General features: G+C 61.7%; 13 protein-coding genes. 10 read left to right on the top strand and 3 right to left on the bottom strand.

Features of this window, described 5'->3' with window-relative positions:
- Window positions 1-81: 81 nt before the first annotated feature.
- The 9 genes from MAXJ12_RS27680 (at window position 82) to MAXJ12_RS27630 (ending at window position 18,733) form a co-directional block, all read left to right on the top strand.
- Window positions 82-1,035, top strand: a complete 954-nt coding sequence (locus MAXJ12_RS27680) for a SctD/MshK family protein (protein WP_008839420.1) — start codon at window positions 82-84, stop codon at window positions 1,033-1,035.
- Entirely contained in the window at window positions 1,032-1,454 is a 423-nt protein-coding gene (locus MAXJ12_RS27675) for a hypothetical protein (protein WP_008839419.1), read from the top strand. Before MAXJ12_RS27680 ends, MAXJ12_RS27675 begins: the two co-directional genes overlap by 4 nt.
- Before the next feature lie 5 nt (window positions 1,455-1,459).
- On the top strand, window positions 1,460-1,795 hold the full coding sequence (locus tag MAXJ12_RS27670) for a tetratricopeptide repeat protein (protein WP_008839418.1): 336 nt from the start codon (window positions 1,460-1,462) through the stop codon (window positions 1,793-1,795).
- The gene (gene sctV, locus MAXJ12_RS27665) at window positions 1,788-3,950 is read left to right on the top strand and encodes a type III secretion system export apparatus subunit SctV (RefSeq protein ID WP_008839417.1); all 2,163 of its coding nucleotides are present in this window, start codon (window positions 1,788-1,790) and stop codon (window positions 3,948-3,950) included. The genes MAXJ12_RS27670 and sctV overlap by 8 nt, the downstream gene beginning before the upstream one ends.
- Window positions 3,951-4,009: 59 nt before the next feature.
- A complete protein-coding gene (locus MAXJ12_RS27660; RefSeq protein WP_008839416.1) occupies window positions 4,010-5,356 on the top strand; it encodes a type II and III secretion system protein family protein in 1,347 nt (448 codons plus the stop codon).
- A gap of 6 nt (window positions 5,357-5,362) precedes the next feature.
- On the top strand, window positions 5,363-5,800 hold the full coding sequence (locus tag MAXJ12_RS27655) for a hypothetical protein (protein ID WP_008839415.1): 438 nt from the start codon (window positions 5,363-5,365) through the stop codon (window positions 5,798-5,800).
- Between the two features lie 48 nt (window positions 5,801-5,848).
- Complete coding sequence (locus MAXJ12_RS27650; protein ID WP_008839414.1) at window positions 5,849-6,892, top strand: EscU/YscU/HrcU family type III secretion system export apparatus switch protein; 1,044 nt, start codon at window positions 5,849-5,851, stop codon at window positions 6,890-6,892.
- A 619-nt stretch (window positions 6,893-7,511) separates the two neighbouring features.
- Window positions 7,512-17,693 (top strand): enterotoxin A family protein, encoded by a 10,182-nt coding sequence (locus MAXJ12_RS27635; protein WP_139044063.1) that lies wholly within the window; start codon window positions 7,512-7,514, stop codon window positions 17,691-17,693.
- A 275-nt stretch (window positions 17,694-17,968) separates the two neighbouring features.
- Window positions 17,969-18,733, top strand: coding sequence for a MurR/RpiR family transcriptional regulator (locus MAXJ12_RS27630; protein ID WP_008839412.1), 765 nt, complete (start codon window positions 17,969-17,971; stop codon window positions 18,731-18,733).
- Window positions 18,734-18,767: 34 nt separating this feature from the next.
- Here the strand turns inward: MAXJ12_RS27630 and MAXJ12_RS27625 are convergent, their stop codons facing one another.
- Together MAXJ12_RS27625 and MAXJ12_RS27620 are read right to left on the bottom strand one after the other, a co-directional pair.
- Entirely contained in the window at window positions 18,768-19,700 is a 933-nt protein-coding gene (locus MAXJ12_RS27625) for a MurR/RpiR family transcriptional regulator (protein ID WP_157999672.1), read from the bottom strand.
- Between the two features lie 396 nt (window positions 19,701-20,096).
- Window positions 20,097-20,462, bottom strand: a complete 366-nt coding sequence (locus MAXJ12_RS27620) for a hypothetical protein (protein WP_008839410.1) — start codon at window positions 20,460-20,462, stop codon at window positions 20,097-20,099.
- 431 nt (window positions 20,463-20,893) lie between these two features.
- On the opposite strand from MAXJ12_RS27620, the gene MAXJ12_RS27615 reads away from it, so the two are divergent.
- Complete coding sequence (locus tag MAXJ12_RS27615) at window positions 20,894-21,085, top strand: hypothetical protein (protein ID WP_008839409.1); 192 nt, start codon at window positions 20,894-20,896, stop codon at window positions 21,083-21,085.
- 45 nt (window positions 21,086-21,130) lie between these two features.
- On the opposite strand, the gene MAXJ12_RS27610 is transcribed toward MAXJ12_RS27615, so the two are convergent.
- Window positions 21,131-21,842: ATP-binding cassette domain-containing protein (locus MAXJ12_RS27610; protein WP_008839408.1), on the bottom strand; the 712-nt coding region annotated here is incomplete at its 5' end.

The following is a 21,842-nucleotide window of genomic DNA, read 5'->3' as shown; positions in this document are numbered from 1 at the left end:
GGGCGACGCAGACGATCCGGGTGCGCGATAGCTGTCGCGCACTCTCTCGAAATGGCTTGTGCATTTGCTTAGGAGGCGAAGATGGGCGGCGAACCGGGCCTCGGAACGCGCAATGCGGTGAGCACGGCGCTGGCAGCATTTGCGCCTGTCGCGACCCCCATCATCTTGCTCGAGGTCACCGACGGACTTCACGCCGGCGCGCAGCTTGCACTTGACGGCGAGTTCCATTCGATCGGATCGAGTGTCGAATCCGACATTGTGCTGAGGGACGAAGGCGTAGCGCAAAATCATGCGCGGCTGCGCCTCAGTGGCTCCTCGGTCGAGATTGAAGCCTTTGGCGGCGATGTGCTGCTTGAAACGAGCGTGGTGCCGCAGGGCCACGGCCAAAAATGCCGGCTGCCGCTCAATGCGCGCATTGGCGGCGCGATGGTGCGGATAGGACCTCAGCGGCAAGGCGCGGAGCGTTCGTTTCTTTCGCGCTCATTGGCCCTCAGTCTCATTGGCCTCGTCGGCGTCTTCATCCTATCCGTGGTGGCCAACCAGCTATCCATGGCCGATACCAAACATGTTCCGAAGGTATTGGCAGCCGCCCTTCCGGCAACCGGCGCTGAAGCATCGGCTGCCCACGGGTCCGATTCGTCCGTCGCCCTGGCGACGCGAGACCTGACGCGTAAGATCGAGGAGGCCGGCATCGGGCCGCTGGATATCGACGTCGATGACGGCCGTATCAGTGTGTCCGGAACGGTGCCAAAAGATCGGAGCCAGGCATGGGCAAACCTGCAGGCCTGGTTCGATCAGACATATGGTGCGAAATTCATGCTGGCGTCGACTGTGGCTGTCGCCGGCGCCGAAGCCGCGCCGCGACTGGCGCTTCAGGCTATTTGGTACGGCAACCGGCCTTACGTCATCACGGCCGACGGTGCTCGCTATCATGAAGGCGCGTTCATCGAAAACGGCTGGTCGGTCAAGCGGATCGGCGAGGACGCGCTGATCCTTGGCAAGGACGGGGCGACCATTTCCCTGAAGTACCCATGAGCCGTCGCATCGAAGGTTCACGATTCGACGTCTCCAATGTGGATGCGGTTTCACCGCATGCACGAGCCAATCGTGGCCAACAGGTCGAGCGCCGGCGGCTCAACCCAGTCGAGCAAAAGACGAACAATGCCAACGGATCGGGAGAAGCCCCAGGCATCGAGAGCGGCGCTCTCTTGTTCGAAGCCGGTCCGTCCGGCACTCCGATCAATGATGTGTTGGTGCAGTATGTGCGCCCGCGCGTCCCCGATCCGGCCATCCTGCGGCGCGCCGCCTCTATTCTGGAGAATTGTATCAGCGAATTGCTTCCGCGCCTCGAAGGCGGCGAACAACTGCGTTCGATGGCGGATGCGCTCATGCGCGACGAGATCGACCGGCATCTCGAAATACTTAAGAAGCTGCACGGAGGGACCGACATCTGAACGGCGTGCGCGACACCGTCCAATTGATGCATATGCTGGGATATCTCTACGGCTGTCACGGTCAGGCCAAGCGTGGCGCTGCGTATCTGCTTATTGCCGCGCAATTGGCGCCGGACGACGCTGGTGTGCTGCGCACGCTCGCGCATCTGCTCATTCTCGACGGCGAGCCGGAAAAGGCGCTCGCCGCGATCGGAAAGCTCGAGACGATCGATGGTGCAGATCACCCAGGGCTTACGCTGCTGAAAAGTCGCGCGTTGCTGGCGGCCGGCTGCCCTGGCGAGGCGCGGCAGTCCTTCCGTCGGTTCCTCGACAACCACCAGATGCTGGACAGCCATGCTTGAGCGTTTGCTGCCTTTTCTCGTCAAGGTATCCGGACGCGGCGATCTCGTAGTCGCTGTGCTGATGCTCGTCGCCGTCGCGATGATGCTCATTCCGCTGCCAACCTTTCTGGTCGACATCCTGATCACCACCAACATCGCCTTCAGCATGCTGATCCTGATCGTGGCGCTCTACGCAGAGCGTCCGTTGCAATTCTCGGCGATGCCTTCGGTGATCCTGGTCGCGACGATTTTCAGATTGGCCATCACCATCACCACCACCCGGCTCATCCTGCTGCAGGCCGATGCGGGCGAGATCGTCACGACGTTCGGCGAATTCGTTGTCGGTGGTTCGATAGTCGTCGGCCTGATCGTGTTCCTGATCATCACCATCGCGCAGTTCATTGTCATTGCCAAAGGTTCCGAGCGCGTCGCCGAGGTGGCCGCGCGCTTCACGCTGGACGCGCTGCCGGGCAAGCAGATGAGCATCGATGCCGAATTGCGCAACGGCGACATAGACCGCGCCCAGGCGCACCACCTTCGGCAGCAACTCGAGCGCGAGAGCCAACTCTACGGCGCGATGGACGGCGCCATGAAGTTCGTCAAGGGCGACGTGATGGCCGGCATCATCATCATTCTCGTCAATCTCGTCGGCGGCTTCGCCGTCGGCATGATGCAGCACGGAATGAGCGCGAGTGAGGCTGCCGGCATCTATACGTTGCTCTCGATTGGCGATGGGCTGGTCGCGCAGATTCCCGCTCTGCTTGTCGCAGTCTCGGCGGGCGTGATGGTGACACGGGTATCCGGTGACGAGGGCGAAGGGGGGCTCGGCAGCCAGGTTGTGTCGCAACTGACAGGTAATGCGCGGGCCCTCGGTCTCGCCGCGGTTATCATGCTCGCGCTCGGCTTCGTGCCCGGTTTCCCCACCATCATCTTTGCAGGACTTGCCCTGTCCTGCGCCGCCGCGGCCTACCTTGCCCGCGGCCGCAGCAGCCTGTTCGAAGCGTCGCCCGAGCAGCGGATTGGGGAAACGGGCAGCAAGCCTGTGGCGCTGCAGCGAGCGGAGGCGAATCCGCAGGAAGCTGCGATCGCCTTGGTTTCTTCGTCGCCCCTGGCGATACGACTGGGCCCAAGCCTTGCGAACGATGCGCCCGATACCGATCTCGAGCGCCGCGTCGGCAATGTCAGACGCGAGATATTCACCGATCTGGGCATCGAGATACCGGCAGCCGAACGAATCGTCGACGATGCCATGCCCGCGCGCCGCCTTCGCATCGACCTTGAAGGGGCGCCGATCCTTGAAGCGGAAATCCCTGCGGGAAAGCTGTTTGTCGATGAAGCTCCCGAACATGTCGATCTCGCGGATGTGAGTGTCGATGAGGGACCGGGTGTTGCTGGAGCGAGGAAGTCGTTGTGGGTCGATGCAGCGGACGCAGCACACCTCACGCGTGCCGATATCGAAGTCCTGCCGCCGCTCGACATCATCGGTCGCTGGCTCGCCTACGCACTGCGCCAATATGCCAGCCATTTCGTGGGCATCCAGGAAACCCGCAAGCTGCTGACCGAGGCAGAGGCTGAATATAGCGATCTGGTCCGCCAGGCGCAGGAAACGTTGCCGCTGCACAAGATCGCCGACGTACTGCGCCGGCTGGTGTCCGAGAATGTCCCGGTGCGCAACATTCGTCTCATTCTCGAGGCAATTGCCGATTCAGGCCAGCGTGAGCAGGATGTCGTGCTGCTGACGGAGCAGGTGCGAACAGCACTCAGGCGCCAGATCAGCTTCCGGGCAGCAAACCAGGACAATGTCATCCCGGCCTATGTGCTGCAGAGGCCGGCCGAGGACGCCATCCGAAATTCTATTCAGTCGTCGCCTTCCGGCACGCATTTCAATCCGACGGGCAGTCAGATCCAGGCACTGGTGGCTCATCTCCAGAAAGCGCAGGCCAGGACTGAAGCCGGCGCCCTGCCCGTCGTACTCGCATCCGGTGACGTTCGCCGCCATGTCCGCAGTCTGTTGGCGCACAACGGCATTCTCTTTCCCGTTTTGGCCTATCAGGAGCTTGCCCCGGAATTCAACGTGCAGCCGCTCGCGATGATTGGAGGGACGCAGGAGGCTACCGGGAATTTTCGGGGACCGCGGCCGTTACCGGCAATGGCGGATGCCGGCCAGGGGACATGAACATGCCGTGATCCGTGAAATCGCGCATGGCCGAAAATACTACCTGCCGAGGGGGACTGATGATCGACATTCGAAATACCACAGCCGCATGTCCGGCAATTGATCGCCGCATGCGCTGGCTTTCCATGACTTTGGTCTTCCTGATGGCATGCTTTGTCGCGGCCCGTGTATCAGCCCAGGAGAGCACAGAAGCTCTCCCGGCCAAGTCCGTGGTCAATGTAGCAGTCGGTCAGGGCCACCTACTGCGTTTCAACGCGCCGGTCGAGTCGGTGCTGATTGCCGACACCACAATCGCCGACCTGCAGGTCGTTGCCGGCGACATCATCTATGTGTATGGCCTGAGGCCGGGCGTCACCAATCTCATCGCGGTCACCGGCGACAAGCAGGTCGAGGCGACCGCGCTGCTCCGCGTGACGATGGATGCGGCTCCAGCCAACGAAGCGAACCGAGCGCTTAACGCCACCGCGACAACCGATCTGGCAATTTTCGGCACCCGCATCGTCGCCATGGGAGAGGCGGTCGACATGGATGAGGCTGTCGACGTTGACAACGTCGCCCGCACCTTCTCGCCGCCGGATCAAGAGCCGCTGAACGACACCACAATTCAAGGTTCGCAGCAGGTCAACATCCGGGTTCGCTTCGCCGAGGTTTCACGCAGCGAGCTGCAATCCTATGGCATCGACTGGAATATTGGTTACCGGTCGAGCGGCTTCGAATTCGGCATGCTCCAGAACAACGCGTTCCCGGACAGCGCAGGGGGCAATTTCGAGGCTGGCCTTTCCCAAGTCACCGGCTTCAATTTCGAGGTCGTAATCGATGCGTTGAAAAAGAACGGGGTCCTCAAAATTCTCGCCGAACCCAACCTCACCGCGGCGAGCGGGCAGACAGCGAGCTTTCTCGCCGGTGGCGAAATACCCATTCCGATCCCGCAAAGCGAGGACACGGTCACCGCCGAGTATAAGCCCTTTGGTGTGTCACTGACTTTCACCCCCACGATCATCGGCAACAATCGTATCGGCCTGCATGTCAAGCCAGAGGTCAGCACTCCCTCGGTTACAGGGACCTCGTTTTCCGTAGATGGTTTCAACTTGCCGAGCTTTACTGTGCGCAGGGTCGATACAACCGTCGAGGTTGCCAGCGGGCAAACCTTCGCGATCGCTGGTCTTTTTCAGCAAACCTTTTCCCGCGACCTCGACAAGGTGCCGATAGCCGGGGACGTTCCGGTGCTCGGCGCACTTTTCCGGTCCGAGCGCTTTCGCAAGGAAGAGACGGAGTTGGTGGTTCTGATCACACCCTATCTGGTGGAGCCGGTGAGGAGCCACGATCTGGCAACGCCGATCGACAGGCCGGCCAGGAAGCGCAAGGCCGCTCGAAAGTCGCGCAACACCGGTATGATCGTGAAGTGAGCGGAGATGATCGTGACCAACCATTCCTTGCCGCTGATCTTCCTGCTTGGCCTTGGCATTTCCGGCTGCCAGACCGAGCCGGAGCCCGATTATTCGCCAGGCTACAGCTACGTCTCGACCGGTGGCGGTTCCGCAAAAAGTGCCGGTGGCGCTATTCTCGTTCCCGATGCGTGCCTTGGTGAACCGGCCGATACCGACCCTTCCCTGGCAAGTACGTCTCAGACGATTACGCCGCCGCTCGGACCGCATCTGCCGCCGGGCTGCGCGAACGCCTACAATCTCCAGCGCATGGCCGAAAGCCAACGCGACCTTGTCGAGGGTCGCCGGATGGGACCAGCACGTGCTGCGCCTGGAGTGCGCGCCGCCAAGCGCTATCTTTACGGTGAGGAGGATGATCCTCTGGGCGGCGCCAACAATCAGGGCCAGACCGATACCGGCAACTAACTCAGGCCTTCGGAAACCAGCCAAGGTTGAGTTCGGCAGGAAGCGACATTGTCCGAAGAAACCGAGGAAAAACGCCTTCCAGCGTCCGATAAGAAGCTCAGGGATGCCCGCCAGAAAGGTCAAACCTGGCACAGTCATGATCTCGTTTCGGCGGTCGCACTGCTTTTCGCGCTTGCCTATCTCAATATGGCATGGCCCGATATAGCGGCGCGTGTAGACAGACTGCTCGATGTTGTCATCGAGGCGACGACCCAGCCGTTCGAAACTGTGATAGGACGTGTGAGCGAGGAATTCGGTAGGGCGGTACTGCTGACGCTCCTGCCTATGGCGATTGTCGTCGTCGTCGCGACCGTACTTTCGGCTGCGGTCGTCATGGGCGGACCGGTGTTCTCCAGCGAGCCGATCACGCCGAAATTCGAGAACATAAACCCGGTGAAGGGCTTGCAGCGGATCGTCTCGATGCGAAACGTCGTCGAGTTCGCCAAGGGGCTGGTGAAACTGCTGTTGCTGTCTGTTCTCTTCGTCATCATCCTGCTGGCCTGGCTGAGGCCAATCGTCGAAGCTCCGGGCTGTGGTGACACCTGCCTGATTCCTGTCATTCTCGGCATCGTTACGCCGCTTGGATTTGCCGCCGCCATAGCCTTCATCGTCATCGGCCTTGCCGATCTTCCAATCCAGCGCCAGCTGTTCATGCGTGACATGCGCATGTCCACGACGGAATACAGACGCGAGCACAAGGATGTCGAAGGCGACCCGCTGATACAGCGGGAATTTCAGCGCTTGCGCCGCGAAACGCTGTCCGCGCCGAAGAAGCTCAAGGTGAAGGACTCGTCCTTCGTCGCGGTTGTGGCCGACCGAGCCGTGGGATTGCGCTATGTTGGAGGAGAAACGCGGATTCCTGTCGTTACGGCCAAGGGATCGGGGAAGTTCGGAATGACGATCGCGGCCGAGGCAAGGCGCCACGGCATACCGATCGTGGAAGATCGCGAGCTGCTTGACGCGCTCTTCAAGGGCTCGAGGGCGGGAGAATATGTCAAGCCCGACACCTATCCGGTTGTCGTGCGGCATCTGCGCCAGCTCAATTTGGTGTGAGAAACCCGGCTGCTTTCGGCATTCATGAACCAACTGGATTTTGCGAGCGCAAAGCGCGCCCGTAGGGTGTCAGCAAGGAAATATCCGTTCGCGGAACGGGTCTTGTCGGCTCGCAGAGCCTCGACCCAATCCAGCGGGAGAGGGTCATGGCGATTATGTCGTTCCGGTTCCTCCAGCCGATTGCCGATGCGGTCCGCGCCGCGACGGCTGTAGCCAATGCTGCCGCAAGCACGGCTTCCAGACACCAGTTCGTGATCCCGGACTTTTCCCCAAGCGGGCACACGGCCTGTCGGCTTCGCGTTTCTACTGCCCGCGTAACGGAATTCGGAGGCTAGGGATGGCGCAGATCGTCGACGCTGCCGGCCGCGTGACGTATCGGGCTGGACGGTATTACGGTTCGCCGCAGGATCTCGCGAATCTCGGGATAACGAAAGCGCCTCCTCCGCCTCCTCCTCCGCCGCCCCCGGAGCCGCCGAAGATCGCGCCTCCTCAAAACGGTCCACAGCCACTGGCGCGGCCAGCCTCTACACCATTGCCGCAGTCGCCGGGCCTCTCGGAAGGGATATATAACGACCTGGCCACCGGAAAGAGTACCGACCAGGTCGCCCAGGAGCGCGGCATGACCCGCGAGGCGGTGATCGCGACATTGGCCGGAGGCAACCAGCCGGTCGTGACTCCGCCGACCAGCGACAATGGCGACGTGCGCACAACCGTCATCACGGACCGGCAGGGCCGCACTGTCACCGAATATTACGACTACCAGCACGGAACTTATTACACACAGGTCCAGAACAGCCCCGATGCGAAGCCGGTTTCTAATCCCGTTCGTGACGAATCGGGCTGGAAAGTGGACCAGGACTACGATTCCAAAACAGGAACGATCACCAAGACGCGCGTTGACGACCTGGACATGGACAGCACCGGAAGCAGGGTCGTCGAGACGAGCCATGCCAACGGAACCAGGATCGAGACAACCATAGCGCAAGACGGCACGGCGAAGGCCGTCGTTATCGGCCCTGACGGCAAAAGGGTCGAACTGGCGCCCTGGCAATCCGCGCCCGGTATGCCGGCTCCCGCTTCGCACTATGTGCGCCCCCCTCACCTGCAGGATTTCATCGGCCCGGTCGCCACCAAGGACCTGCTCCCAGTCGGAGGCGACCAGAGCATTCCATCCATCCAGAAGGAGCTAGCCCAAGGTCGCACTATCGACGAGATTGCCGAGACGCGCGGCATCAGCCGCGATCAGGTCATTGCCGGAATGCAGGCCTCAGGCGTCACGGTCACTGAAACGCGGACAAGCGTCGGAAATGTCGTCGAGGTGACCGAAGCGCAGGGCGGCAAGACGACCTATACGCACGATTACGACCATGGCTCGACCAACGTCACCGTCACCAAGCCCAACGGCAACACGGTCAGCGATACCGTCGACGGTAACGGCGTGACGACACATACCGAAAGAAACGCAGAGACGGGCGAGCAAACGACGCACAAGGTGGATCCCAGGACAGGGACGACAACCGACATCAATTTCGACAGGGACGGCCGCAGGACCGAGGTCGTCACCGTTAAGGGCGCGAATGGCAAGGAAGAGAAAACAACGACCGTCACCTTTAACGGTTATCAGCTGACGACCGCGCCGGATGGCAACAAGACGCTGACCAACTCCAGCAACGGCGACCAGCAGACGATCAAGCCGGGATCCGTGCAGGACTCCTTCGCGACGATGCTGATGGAGGCGACACCCGACAGCGCCGATCCCGAGATCGCCCGGCAGGGCCAGGCTCAGAAGGCATTCGCGGAAAGTCAGCTGGCCCAGGCGCGCCTGCCCGAGCAGCAGCAGGTGGCGGCGGACGCAACCCAGGCGCGCGTCGACGCGGAGGGCAAATACGGCAGCGGAAGGCCGGCAGAACCGACACTCAATCCGGAAGGCCAGGTCATCGATCCGATCGGCGAGCCGCCGCCGGGATCGCCGGGAGAGCTGATCGGCACCCCGCCGCCTGCCGGGATCGCGCAGCCGGACGCGACGCAGACGCCGATCGCGACGAATGGCGGCACCGCCGACAAGTGGGTGCCGATCAATGTCAACGGCTCCTGGCGGTGGGTGCATCCGGAGGTTGCCCGCGCCGCTGCCGCAGAGGCGGCCGCGAGTTCCCGGGTGATCGAGACGCAATCCTTGATCACGGCCAGCGAGGCCGACCTGCAAGTCTACGCCAAGACGCCCGAATTCAACGGCACGATGCGGGACCTGCGCGCACAAGTAAACAATGCGCTGGCGCCCCATGGCCTGCAATGGAATCCGTCGACGGCGCCAGGCACGCTGGCCGATGCGCAGCAGGCGCAGACCTTGGCGCATGACGCCTATGGCCAAGCCAGCGAGGCACGCGGGCATTACGACCAGGCCGTGACCACGCTCGACCAGGCGATCGACCAGCAGGCGGCGATGCCGTTCTATCCAGACGGCACGACGCCGGTGATCACGGCGGCCAACTCCAACTACGATTACGACGCCGAAGTCGCCAAGGGAAAGCAAGCGAGAGCCGACATCAACAAGCTCTTCTCCGATGTCGACCTCCAGACCAAGGCCGGCGACAAAGCGATAATCGACTTCAATGTCAGCATGACCGGAGCCATCGAAGCGCCGCCCGGAACGCTGGCCAAGGGCGCCCAGCCGGTCGAGATCGAGATCGGCGGGCAGAAGCTGCAGGTCGCTCCCGAAGTCGCCGAGGCGTACAACAATTCGGGCGACATCACGTCACTGTCCGAAGGCGACAAGCCGATACGCGTCCAGGTCGAGGTGACGCGGGCGGATGGAACGACGGGCCCGGAATGGCGCTGGGTCGCCTCGGAGACCGCTCTTCAATCCATCGGCGCGGGGCAACAGCTGGGGTTGAGCGAGGCCTACAACAACTACTTCGGCGCCCTTCAGACCGATGCCGCTCTGGGCGTAGAACTTCAGGACTTCGAATCTCGAGCCCTCGCCGATTACCGGGAGAGAGTGCCGCATCATTTCGATCCGGAGGGCTACCAGAACGGCAACGGAGAGCACACCGGCAAGCTGGTCGACAGTGAAGTCGTCGTCAAGGACGGCAAGCTGATTCTGCGAAATCGCTACGAGAACGATGTCTTCAGCGGTGAGGACGGCCATGTGCTCGAAGTGGCTCTGGCGGTAAACCCGAACGACACCAACTACACGGACGAGATGCGCGCCCGGCCGCTCAACCAGGAATGGATGGAGTTCGCCGGACCGTCCAGCGAAGGCAATGTGTGCGTCGCCTCGCCGCTATCCGCGGCGAAGGGCGGTGTCGAAAGCGCGGCGCTTGAACTGAACCAGCTGCTCCACAGCGGCGTTACCGAAAACCTCGCCGCGCTCGACAAGCAACTGCCCGGCCTCCGCACCAATTACAACGAGCTGGTGCAGACCCACGGAACCGGCGCCGCGACGCCGCCCGAAGGCACGCTGGCGCCGGGCGAAACGGCCGTTCCATTACAGGTCGGCGGACAGACCATCGAGGTTGCACCGGATGTGGCGGAACAGATTAAGGCGCAGGGACCCGAAGCGCTGACCCAGAGCGACAAGCCGGTCTATGTCGACATCGAAATCCCGTCCGACGATGGAAGCACGACCCAGCTGCGCGGCTGGGTGAACCCCCAACTGGCTCTAGCCGGCATAAAGCTGGCGGACGCCGAGACGCAACGGAGCCAGCTCACGCAATCCAAGAGCATGCTGGACAACAGCATCGCCTACAACGAAATGCGCCTGAGAAATCCGGAACTGTTGACGGATACGACGGGCACGACGGAAGCGGAATATCTCGAACGCGACGAGCAGGGGGCGCTCGATGGTATCTACCAGGGTAGGTTCCAGAGTCTGCTGAATTCGGGATTCAACAATGAGTTCCAGGATTTGGACGCCACCGAGCTGTCCCGGACCATCGACCGGACTGCCGGCATCGATCCGAGCACGGAAGACGGGCGCGAGGCACGGCAGAAAATCATCGACGAAATCCACGAGGCCGGCGGCGAAGACGCCGACGTCCGTGTGGTGCCGATATTCTATTCCGAGGAGGGCAGCGCTCCGCACCAGACGGCGCTTTATGCCGTAAACACCGACGAAGGCGTCAGATATGTCGATGCCGCGGGCCAGAAGTTCGACAGCCTCAAGGACTTCCAGGACAACAACCGCCAGTTCTCCGAAGATGGCAAGTTGATCGTGCCGAAGAACCTTGAGATGACTGCAGGCGCCGACGGCAGAATCTCGCTTGATGTCGTGCAGGCGCGCAACGTCTCGACCTGGGACAAGGTGGTCGATCCCGTCGTCGGCATTGTCGGCGGCGTCGCGACCGTATTGTCGTTCACGCCCCTGGCGCCGGTCGCAGCGCCAATCGCTATTGGCAGTGGAGTGTATCTGGCCGGCCGGACGGCCTTTAAGCAGGCCGACTATCTGAACCATGGCGGCGAATGGGGCGACAAAGAATCGCTGATGAATATGGGCATGATCGCGGCGACGGCGCTGCCCGTCGGCGGCAGCGCCCTGCGCAGCTTCGGCATGGTGCGCGCCGGCATCCCGGCCAGCCGGGCGCTGCCGGGCAGCATCGGCGCGCTGCCCATGAAATCCGGCACCATAAACCTCGCCGGGAGGGAATTCGCCTACACTGCCTCGCCCTATGCGACGCAAGTCGCCAACTATACCCGTACGGCGGGTGGGCTGAACATGGCCGCCCATGGGCTGGACGCCACCGCCCTGACGGTCGGTGCGCCCCTTGTTGTCCAGTCAGGCGTTGACCTTGCGATACATGGCGGCGACATGTCCGGGCTTGAACTGGCGAACAGCGTGCTCGGTCTGGGAACCGGCGTGATGGGCACTGGCGCGGGGGTGAGGACGATCGCAACCTACCGGCCCGGCCGCGGAACCGGCAACCTGGCTGACACCCTTGGCCAGCAAACGCCGGTGATCGAGCCGGATTCTATCATCATTCCTGGCCGAGATGGCGGCCCCGAGCAGATCGTCGTATCGGGCCCGACAAGGACAACAGCGGACCTCACGCCGATCGCCGGACGCGGCGGTGCCGACATCATCAGGGTTCGCGCTGAAGACGGGCAGATGGTGGATGCCGTGGTCCTCGGCGATCAGCCAACGAGCGCGGACACCATCTTCGTGCCCCGGCACGGGGAACTGCCGCGAACCCAGGATGTGGCCGGCAAGACGCACGTGCTGCTGCGCGATCCCGCAACGGGCGCACCGCTCATTCTGCCTTTGCGTCGGGATGGTTCTATTCCGCTAGGCCTTGTGGACACTCAGCGAGTGCTTCCGGCCGGGCATCAGCCCAAGGAAATCGGCCCTGCCCCGCCAACGACCCACACGCTTGAGCAGGTCCGGGGCATGAGGCAGCCGGACAAATGGCAGGCCGGCGAAATCTACATACAGGAACTCAACGGCTCCGCGGGCCAGCAGCATTTCCCCGTACCGCTCGACCCGAACGGGCCATTCCCCGTCACGCGTCCAGGCGGACGTCATGTCGATGCGCCGGTCCATACCGTCCGTGGAATGGAGGCCATCGAGGTCAAGACGTACAATTTGTGGACGACCATCAGCGGCGCGCCGCATATGAGAGAGGTGCCGCTGACCTCCAGCATCCAGGAGCAGATCAACAAGGATGTTGCCTTGCGGAACAGGATTCCGGGCTACGAGCCGCGCTGGGTCTTCCTCGACGCGCCGCCTTCCGCGGAGCTGGTGCAAGCGCTCAACGATGCGCGTATTATCGGCAACATATATCGCCACTGGTCGCCGCCTGAGGCGAGCGCCCAGGCAACAGACGCTGCCTCCTATGTCCCGCGCGAGCCCCGCGTGACGCAGGCGACTGTCGACGGCCAATCCGCGCCTCGGCTTTTCATCGCCGATGGCGACGGAAATGTCAGCCGGGCAATATTTGCCGTGGACGGCAATGGCGAGATCACACCGGTCGCTTCCCGGACGTCCGGAGAAGAAGCGGGCCCGGAGGTGGCCGCGTCATCGGCCGAGCGGAACGAAACGACGGCGGGTGTCACGCAAACGGTCCGCGATCACGCCCGTCCATTTGTCTTCCGTGCCGACACGCGCTCCCCCGCGCAGATCATGGCCGATGGCGGGTTTTCGCCGCCGCCCGCGACCGGGCTGTGGACCGACAATGCGGGAGGGATCTCGCTCTACAACTATGTCACGGGCAACACCCGTGGCCGCTTTGTTGGCACGAGTGGTTCGATCGAGGGGGCGAAGGCCTTCGTTTCGCAGAATTCCCGTTCGGGAAGGGAGCAGGGTTACACCTATCTCTACGTGGTGAACCCAAGAAGTCCGCGCCACCATGTTCCCACCGAGTTCGACGCTGGCGGCTGGCAGCTGAGTCCAAGCAAGGTCGGGGAAGATGAGGTCGCTATAGACGGCAGCGTTCCGTGGAGCGAGGTCTATGGCTGGCGGAAGATGGACCCCGACGGCAACTTCGTCGGCGGGTTCACGCGCAATGAAGGTTTCGACTACCAGGCCGCGTCGACGCCCAGACAGCGACAGGTTATCCTGCGCCAGCCCGACCCGATCGAAGGCATGGCCGATGCCGATAGGTCCGCACCAGCGCAGGATGCCGAGGGGACGGCGCCGCCGGTCGACAAGCCGGACGGCGAAGCCGGACAATCTCCAGTAATACCTCCGCCCGACGATGCGCCAAGCCAGCTGGTCGCCAATGAAAGCGGCTCGAACCCGTTGATGCGCTATACGCTCGGAGCGGCTGCGCCGGAAGGCCAGGAAATCCTGATCAACTACAACCTGCCCCCCGAGCAGAGGGCAAGCGTGCAGCCGAAGGTAGAGCCGTTCACCAAAAGTCAACTCGATGCCCACGCCAAGGGTGAGCGTGAGGCCTTTCCGTTCGACAAATGGGCAAATATGCTGCCCGACCACTATATTGGGCAGACGATTCCGCCGCGGCCCTTGCGTGAAATCCTGCCCGACTTCCGGATCGGTGTTACTTTCCGCGCTCGCCTGAATACCGGACAACCATTCGATATCGGCTCGCCGACAATCGCTTCGGTCGGTTTCGGAATCGGTACGAAGACGGATTATGGCAAGATCATGCGGTCGATCGGCGAGAGTTTCCGTGAAAGGAAGCTGACGCCGCTGAAGGACGCGCTGAGCACGGAGGGAGTCGTTTCCGTGCGCGCGCGGGAATATCTCAACATCACCGGCCTGCAGGCAGGCGTTTGGCCGGTTTCCAATCAGACGGCGTTCCCGGTGCGGGCCAGCGACCTCTCCGAAGTCGTGAAGAACGCAGTATTCACGGACCGTTCGGGATACGAAATCAAGCCCAGCTTTGCCGGCGTCGTCGGCAAGACGCCTGAGGAATCCGGTTCCGCGACCGTTATCGAAATGGCATACACGCCATCGCTCAAGGGGGAGGACGTCACGCTCAATCCCGGCGAGCGCGATTTCTTCGGCGTTGCAGCGGACAACGCGGGCGGCCATGTCAGGCTCCAGGACACGCTGCCTTTCGACAGGGTCATGACCGAGTTCAAGGCGGGTCTTCGTCTGCCGGTATTGGCGAATCACGTCGACGCCGTCGATGCGCTTCCGCGCGTGGGCTTCGAGAAGCGGCCGGAATCTCCGGTCAAGGATACGCTGAAGGCGGGCGATGTAGTCTCGCGCGAGGCCTACGACCAGATACAGGCGGCGCTGGGCACAACGACGTTGCAAATCCAGTTTGCAATCAAGGATCCGGCTGCGGCACAGCAACTCGTCGAGGCGCTCAACCGGGGAGATGGTGTCGACACCATTCACAGGCTCGTCGAGGCGGGGCAGATCGACCCGTCAAAGACGGTTTCATACGCCGAGAATCCGGTTGCAAGCGGCATGCGCCTCTCGGCCGTGCCTGGCAAATCGCCCGTCAAGGAGATTCAGCTCCTGACCGGCGAAAGCAGGCGCGTGCTCAATCCCGAGGCCATGCTTGTCGATGTCATATTCAACGACAGCAACCGGCTGCCCGGCGTCCTCGCCTTCAATCCGGACAAGTTCACGACATCTGCGACATACAAGATCAAGAGCAAGGTGAACGAGTGGCGGACTTCCCATTTGCCCGAGGACTTCCATTCCAAAGGCTCGCCGCAGTCCCGTTCGATGCCGACGGACGGCAACATATACGAATACCTCTACGGCCAGTATGGAACGCCGGCGACACGTTACACGGTCTCGCTCTCGACCCCGCCAGTGCCGGGCGGAGCGCTCGCGTACAGCGCAGAGGTGCGGGCGCAATACAAGAGCAATGCGCGCAGCGAGCCACGCTCGATTGCCAAGGACCGCTACACGACCCTGAAGCTTCCCGGCCAGGATGGCGAGACCTACGGCCTCTATGCGCCGAAATGGCTTGGCCGCGCAGCGGCTTCCGAGAATGGTTCGGCATTTATGATTCCGAAAGGCGCCAAGGCGTCGCTGAAACGGTTCCTAGACGACCTGGCCGAGCATGCGCGCCCCGATCAGCGGGAGATGATCGAGAACTTCCGCAACGACCCTGCCACGAAGATCGTCGAAGGCAAGTTCTTGCGGCAGGATGATGCGGCGGATGTGCAGGCATTCCTCGCCGCCTATGCGGAACGCAAGGGCAATTTCGACCTCCTCCCGCTGGGCGATCACCAACCCATCCCGCTTGGCTCGCTCCTTCCGCCGGAGGTCAAGGCGCCTACCGCAAAGCAGGTGCGCTCCTGGTCGGCCGATGATGTCGGCAAGCTGTCCCGCGCCGAGCTTATCTCCATCGAACCGCTCCACATAGGGCAGTTCAATCCGGAGCAGCTTAGCGGCCTGACGTCGAGCCAGATGGCTTTCCTGAGCTTCGACCAGATCGCGGCAATGCGGCCGACGCAATTGCGGGCATTGAGCGCCGATCAGCTCAACGGGATCAGGCCCAGTTGTGTCGCCGCGATTCCGCCCGGGCGCATCGCCGGCATGAACGCCGACCAGATCGCCGCGTTCTCGCCGCTTCAGCTGAAGCAATTCACCTCCGCTCAGCGCCTGAAGATTACTCCAGATCAGCTGGCCGTGCTCGATCCCCAACAGCTGAAAGCCCTCGGATTGGATCTTTCCCAAATGCGGGGGCGGCAGTTCGCCAAGCTTAACGACACGCAGCTCGGCATCGCGCGCGAGAATACAGCGTGGGATCGGCTTTCCAAAGAGCAGTTGCGCGCAATTCCCGAGACCGGCATTACCGCGATCGATACCGCGAAACTGACGCCGGAGCAGGTGTCGTGGTTGACCCGCGGGCAGATCGCAGCGTTGACGCGCGACCAGTGGGGCGCCTTCACAGTCAACCATATCGAAGCGCTAACCCGGCCGCAGATCGCGGCCGTGACGCCGAAGCAGCTTGAACAGTTGAGCCCCGGTCAGTTCCGCAAGTTCACGCTCGAACAGTTCGGGTGGATGAGCACGGATCAGACAAACGCGCTGTCGGTGCAGCAACTGTCGACCTTCAAAACCGCTTACCGGAAAACGATGACGCCGGAGCAGCGGACTCTCGTGGATGGCGCGTTGGTCTATTCGCGGTTCAAGGAACACCAGGCGGCGCTTGAAACCTTCGGCACCATGGCGACTTCGTCCTACATGCTGTGGAGTTCGCTGCCCCCGCATTGGACGGCGACAGCCAGCGGCGTGGCGTTCGCGTGGCGCGGCGCCGTCTTCAGCGTGCAGTCGATCTTTCCCAATGCCACGGCGCCGCATACCAAGCTTGGCCGCGCGCTGAACCTCTCGAGCGGACTTTCGTTCATCGTCTCCTCGCCCGGAGCTGCAGCGCCGCTGATCCAGAGCGGATCAAACCCGGTCGTGAACGGCACCTTCACGCTGGGCAATATGATCTATGGCACCAAGTCGACAATGCAGGCCTTCACGGGCCGCACGGTGATGCGCCTGCTCGGCGACCATGTCGGCAACGCCGCCTATCTCGGCGGCTCGATCGCCTATACCGCACAGAATCTGCATTCGCCGCTTGGATGGAGTTCTGGCGCACTGTTCGCGCTGGGCAGTGCCGAATTTTGGGCCTCGGCAATCCGCGCAGACAAGTTGAACCGGCAGCCCTTGCCACGCACTGAAGCCGACATTAAGGCGGCAGCAAAGTCCGACAAGCGCTGGGCGGCTGCGGACCGCCTCGCCCTGGGCGTCACCTTCGGGGCAGGCATGTTCCTCTTCGCGTGGGACACGTTGGATGGCGAGCCATGGAAAGTGGCCGGAACCGATGGCCAGAACCCGGGTGAGCCGGACGCCCCTCCCGCAACTAGCGTGAATCTAGGCCCGGATGACGGCGTCGTACAGCCCGATGACACGCCGCCTCCACCGGACCCCACGGGTGCGAAACCGGCGGATAGGGTCGAGCCGCAATTTGCGATCACTTCGAAAATCGGCCTCAGCTTGCGTGAGGCGCCGAACGCGGACGCCGAGCGCCTCGGTGTATTGCGACAGGATGCGCTGGTGCGCGAAACCGGCTCTCGCAAGACAGATACAGACGGCACCATGTGGGCTCCGGTGTGGGCGATCGACATTGAGGGCAAGGAGATGCAGGGATGGGTGCGCGCCGAATATCTCGCGGCTCACCCCGAAGGTGCTCAGGACCAATCGGGTCGCTTAAACCCCGAACTCGAGGAGCAGGGCTATCGCGCTATCATCGTCCAGAACAATGACAGCATCATCCGCCTAGCGATCCATCACCAAAAGAGCATCTCGGCAACGGTGGCGCTCAATTTGGAGCATATAGCCAATCCGAGCCTGCTGTTTGCGGGGGACCGGATCTACCTGCCACGGTAAAACGGTAGCTCCCTGGATTTGAGTACATGCCGGATATGTTCGCCGGATGTTACAAAACGTGATCTCGCCACAAAATAAGTCGGGTAATAAAATCCGGATCGAACCGCGGTGCTGAAAACTACCGAGTTCCAGCGGACTATTTTGTTAGTCGGTTGATGTGCGGCTCTCGAAAGTGGTCATCTCAATCCGCAGGGACACATCTTCCCTTACAATCTGTCGTTGATATCCTGCGCGCCAATCCATACGGTCGCGCGGGGGCAGAGAGGTGTTAGGTCATGGACGTGACCGCTATTTCTGATCTGCTGCTGATACAATTCAATAAGTTACCTCCCCAACTAAAAATCGCAGCATCTTATGTGCTGGAGCACCCTCGCGACGTGGCGTTGCTGTCCATGCGAAACCAGGCGCGCAGGGCGGGTGTTTCTCACTCCACGATGATGCGACTGGCTGAATGGCTCGGTCTCGAGGGTTACGAAGCATTGCGAGCGATCCATGCCAAAACTCTGCGCGATCTCCCGGAGACTCGGGCGCCCGATTCGCCATTCCAGCTACCGGGGCACCATGCGAGATTGAGGGCTAACCACGTAGCGGCGAGCCTTTCGAAGTTGGGCGATCAGAGAAGCGCGCTGCAGCAATCAGCGGCGGCCGCCCTGTTGCAGCGCGCAAGCGAAATCTGGTGCGTTGGCTCGTGCCTGGAGAAAGTCGTATCCGACCACTTGGCCCAGACTCTGGTGGCAAGGGAGATGAACGCCCAGTCGATCGATGTAGGTGAAGAGTGGGTTGTGACTCAGTTGCGTGAAACCGGACCGGGATTGGCGTTGCTTGCTGTAGGACTGAATTCCGGGGATTGCCGGACAGTACGGTTGGCGACCCTCGCATCCAGCCGAGGCGCCAAAGTGATTGCCGTGACCGATTGCGAGAAATCCGCCCTGGCGCGGATCGCGGACGAGACTGTGCTGGTTGAAACTCCTGTTCCGTTGACTTTTCCGAGCATGGTGCCAGCCATCGCTGCCGTGGAAATGATTGCCGCTCGGGTCTGAAGTAGTATCCGCCTGTTGGATCGATCTGGCGGAACTAAGTGGACGGAACGGAACGACTCCTTCGTGGCTCGCTTGGCAGTGAGCGAGCCACGTCATATTCCTTTGGTTGCGATGAGATAGTCGATTGCTCGACCAGGGCGGCAAGAATTTCCACTGACGCGATAATCGGCGCCATGCTCTGGAACCGGCTCTCCGATTGCGCCGTGACGATGATCGCTTGCGCATATTGCTCGATCGGCGATTGCAGGCAGTCCACAATGGCGACGATTTGGGCGCCTCGGCGCCGCGCATAACGTGCGACTGCGAGCGTTTGTTTGGTGAACGGCTCCATGCTGATTGCCAAAATGGCATCCCTGGGACCGATGTCTTTCAATCCGTGGGTAACTGACTGCTGTGCTGCGTCAAACACAAAAGCAGTGTGCCCCAAGGAACGAAGGACTTCTGTAAAGTGATTGGCGACAGCCAGTTGTGGTCCAATTCCGACAGAGATAACTCGCCGTGCCCCGGCCAGCAGTTCTGCGGCTAGGAGATTGCGCTCGATATTGGGTTGAGCACCCAGACGAGCGACCTCCCAGCGAAGCCAATCAGCTGCGTTTTCGACATCGGCGGATGTTAGTTCGGATGAGAAGCTGACCTGCTCTGATCCATTGTCGGCATTCTGGCGCAGCCAGTCGGCGAATACCGCCTTTAGTTCTGTGTAACCGCCAAATCCCAACCATTCCGCAAAGCGTACCATGGTTGAATGCGACACACCCGCCAGCCCGGCCTGCTCACGCATCGTCTTAAGTGCCACATCCTTAGGATTTGCAAGGACAAACCGGGCGGCCGCTCGAAGCTGGCCGGGCAAGAGTTCAAGTTCCGCCGCGAGTTTCTTCAAGATCTGGCCAACGTGGCCTGGATCGTGACGATGTTCGCTGCTTTCCAACCTGTCGGAATCAATCCGTTTGGCTACATTTCCGCTTATCACGGCGTAACTCGCAGACACGCCGGGCACAACCTTACGCGGTGGCGCCTTGTTTGCATATTCATGGACCCGGGCGAGTTTTTCTTAGGCACCTTCACTTCCCTCCAGAAACCGGCCACGAACCCCATCCATAACCCAACTGCCGCAAAAAGTTCACTGCTTCGCGAATTTTTAGAAGATCCTATTGGTGCACATGAGCGATTCAATAAGCCCAATTTGTATAGTGAGCGCGTCAATCTCACGGCGCTGCGTGGCTACTTTCGGACTTCATCGCGCGCATCAACGCGCCACCTGCGACGCAAGAGGGCGAGAGCGATGGCAGCAAACAGACGAGGGCGATACGCGGCCGCAGAAGCCGAAGCGGCAGCGCGAAAGGAGTGTCGACAGGTTCAGAAACCGCTACAGTTCCTTCTCGGCAAGTTCGCGGAATTCATCGGGAACAGAGCGGGAAATCTCGAGCGCCGCCGACCCATAGCCGACCGCCTGCCAACCGAACCGTTCGCGGATGTTGTCGACGGCCTTGTCCGCCGTCCAACGCGCTATTACTCTCCTTGTGCCCGGTCGACGATGCTCGTCGATGAAACCGATAGGAAGGTCGAGTTGCATCTCCACCTGTTTTCTGAGATGCGACATTGCAATTGCCAGAAGCGAGATGGTCTTCTCCTGCGGGTGATCGGCGAGCGCGATGCGCACGGCGTGTGGGAAGCCGCGGGCTTCCTCGGCATGACGACCGAGACGCTGATCGAAACCTACGGCCATCATCATCCCGACTTCCAGTCCGACGCGGCTGAGAAGATCACGTCCAGCCGGCAATCGCTAAGGCGCCGAAGAACGTTGTTAGGATCAACGAAAAACAGAACACGAACGAGCTTACTCCACCCCACAGAAACCCCACAGATAAACCGGAAACTAACGCGAACGTTGGCAAATCAGCGTGATGGAAAAGCCCGGAACTCTGCGGCTTTGCTCGCAGCGACCCACGTTCGGGACGACGGGGTCGCAGGTTCAAACCCTGCCACTCCGACCAGAAAATTCAATGGCTTGGCTATTCGCGCTCGCCCTAAGCAAACACAAAAAAATACGTCGGCGTCAAAGTGCCCGTGTCCTCATCGAGGCCTGCCGGGCCACAATGCGTGGAACAATCGATCGCGGCCACGGGTTCTGGCATAAGTCATCTACCGGCAAGGAGAGCTGGCATGGCAGACGACAAAACGAAGTCCGGCGGTCGGCATCAGGCGAGCACGGCAGACGATCTGGAGGCCGAGGCGCTCCATTTGGCCGAAGCGACCGATCTGTCGCCGAACCAGGCCCGTGAACTCATTCGCCGCCATGGCAACGACCGCAAGAAGCTGATGGAACTGGCCAAGACGTTCAAGGCCGAAAGCTGAGCGGAATGCGCAGGCCAGACGACCGAACGCGAGCGTTCGATAGGCCTAGCCTGAAGCTGCCGCCCGGAACTTCGTCACATCGATCGCGGCGGCCATCAGCGTCTGTGTGTATTCCTCGCGCGGATCGTCGAAAATCTCGGCCGTCGGCCCCTCCTCGACGATTTGGCCCTGCTTCATCACGATGATGTAGTCCGACATCGCCCGCACCACGGCGAGATCGTGGCTGATGAAGAGGTAGGAAAGATCATGCGCCTGCTGGAGGTCGCGCAGGAGATCGACAATCTGCTTCTGGACCGAGCGGTCGAGCGCCGAAGTCGGCTCGTCAAGCACCACGACCTTGGGCTTGAGGATGATGGCGCGGGCAATGGCGATGCGCTGCCTTTGCCCGCCTGAAAATTCGTGCGCATAGCGGTTGCGCATGGCGGGATCGAGCCCGACCTCGCGCAGCGCCTCGACCGCGCGACGGTCGCGATCCTTGCTTGAGAGCGACGGCTCATGCACCAGCAGGCCCTCGGTGATGACCTGGCCAATGGTCATCCGCGGCGACAGTGAGCCGAACGGATCCTGGAACACCAGCTGCATCTCGCGTCGCAGCGGCCTCATCTGGTCCCGGCCGGCGGTGGAGATGTCGCGCCCGCCAAACCGAATGGCCCCGTCGCTGGGGAGCAGCCGAAGCAGGGCGCGGCCCAGCGTCGATTTACCGGAACCGGACTCACCGACGATGCCGATGGTCTGCCCTTTCTTCAGCGCGATGGAG

Source organism: Mesorhizobium alhagi CCNWXJ12-2, from assembly GCF_000236565.1.
Lineage (GTDB): Bacteria > Pseudomonadota > Alphaproteobacteria > Rhizobiales > Rhizobiaceae > Allomesorhizobium > Allomesorhizobium alhagi.
The sequence above is the reverse complement of the archived record's forward strand: the minus strand, read 5'-3'. Positions and strand labels throughout refer to the sequence as shown.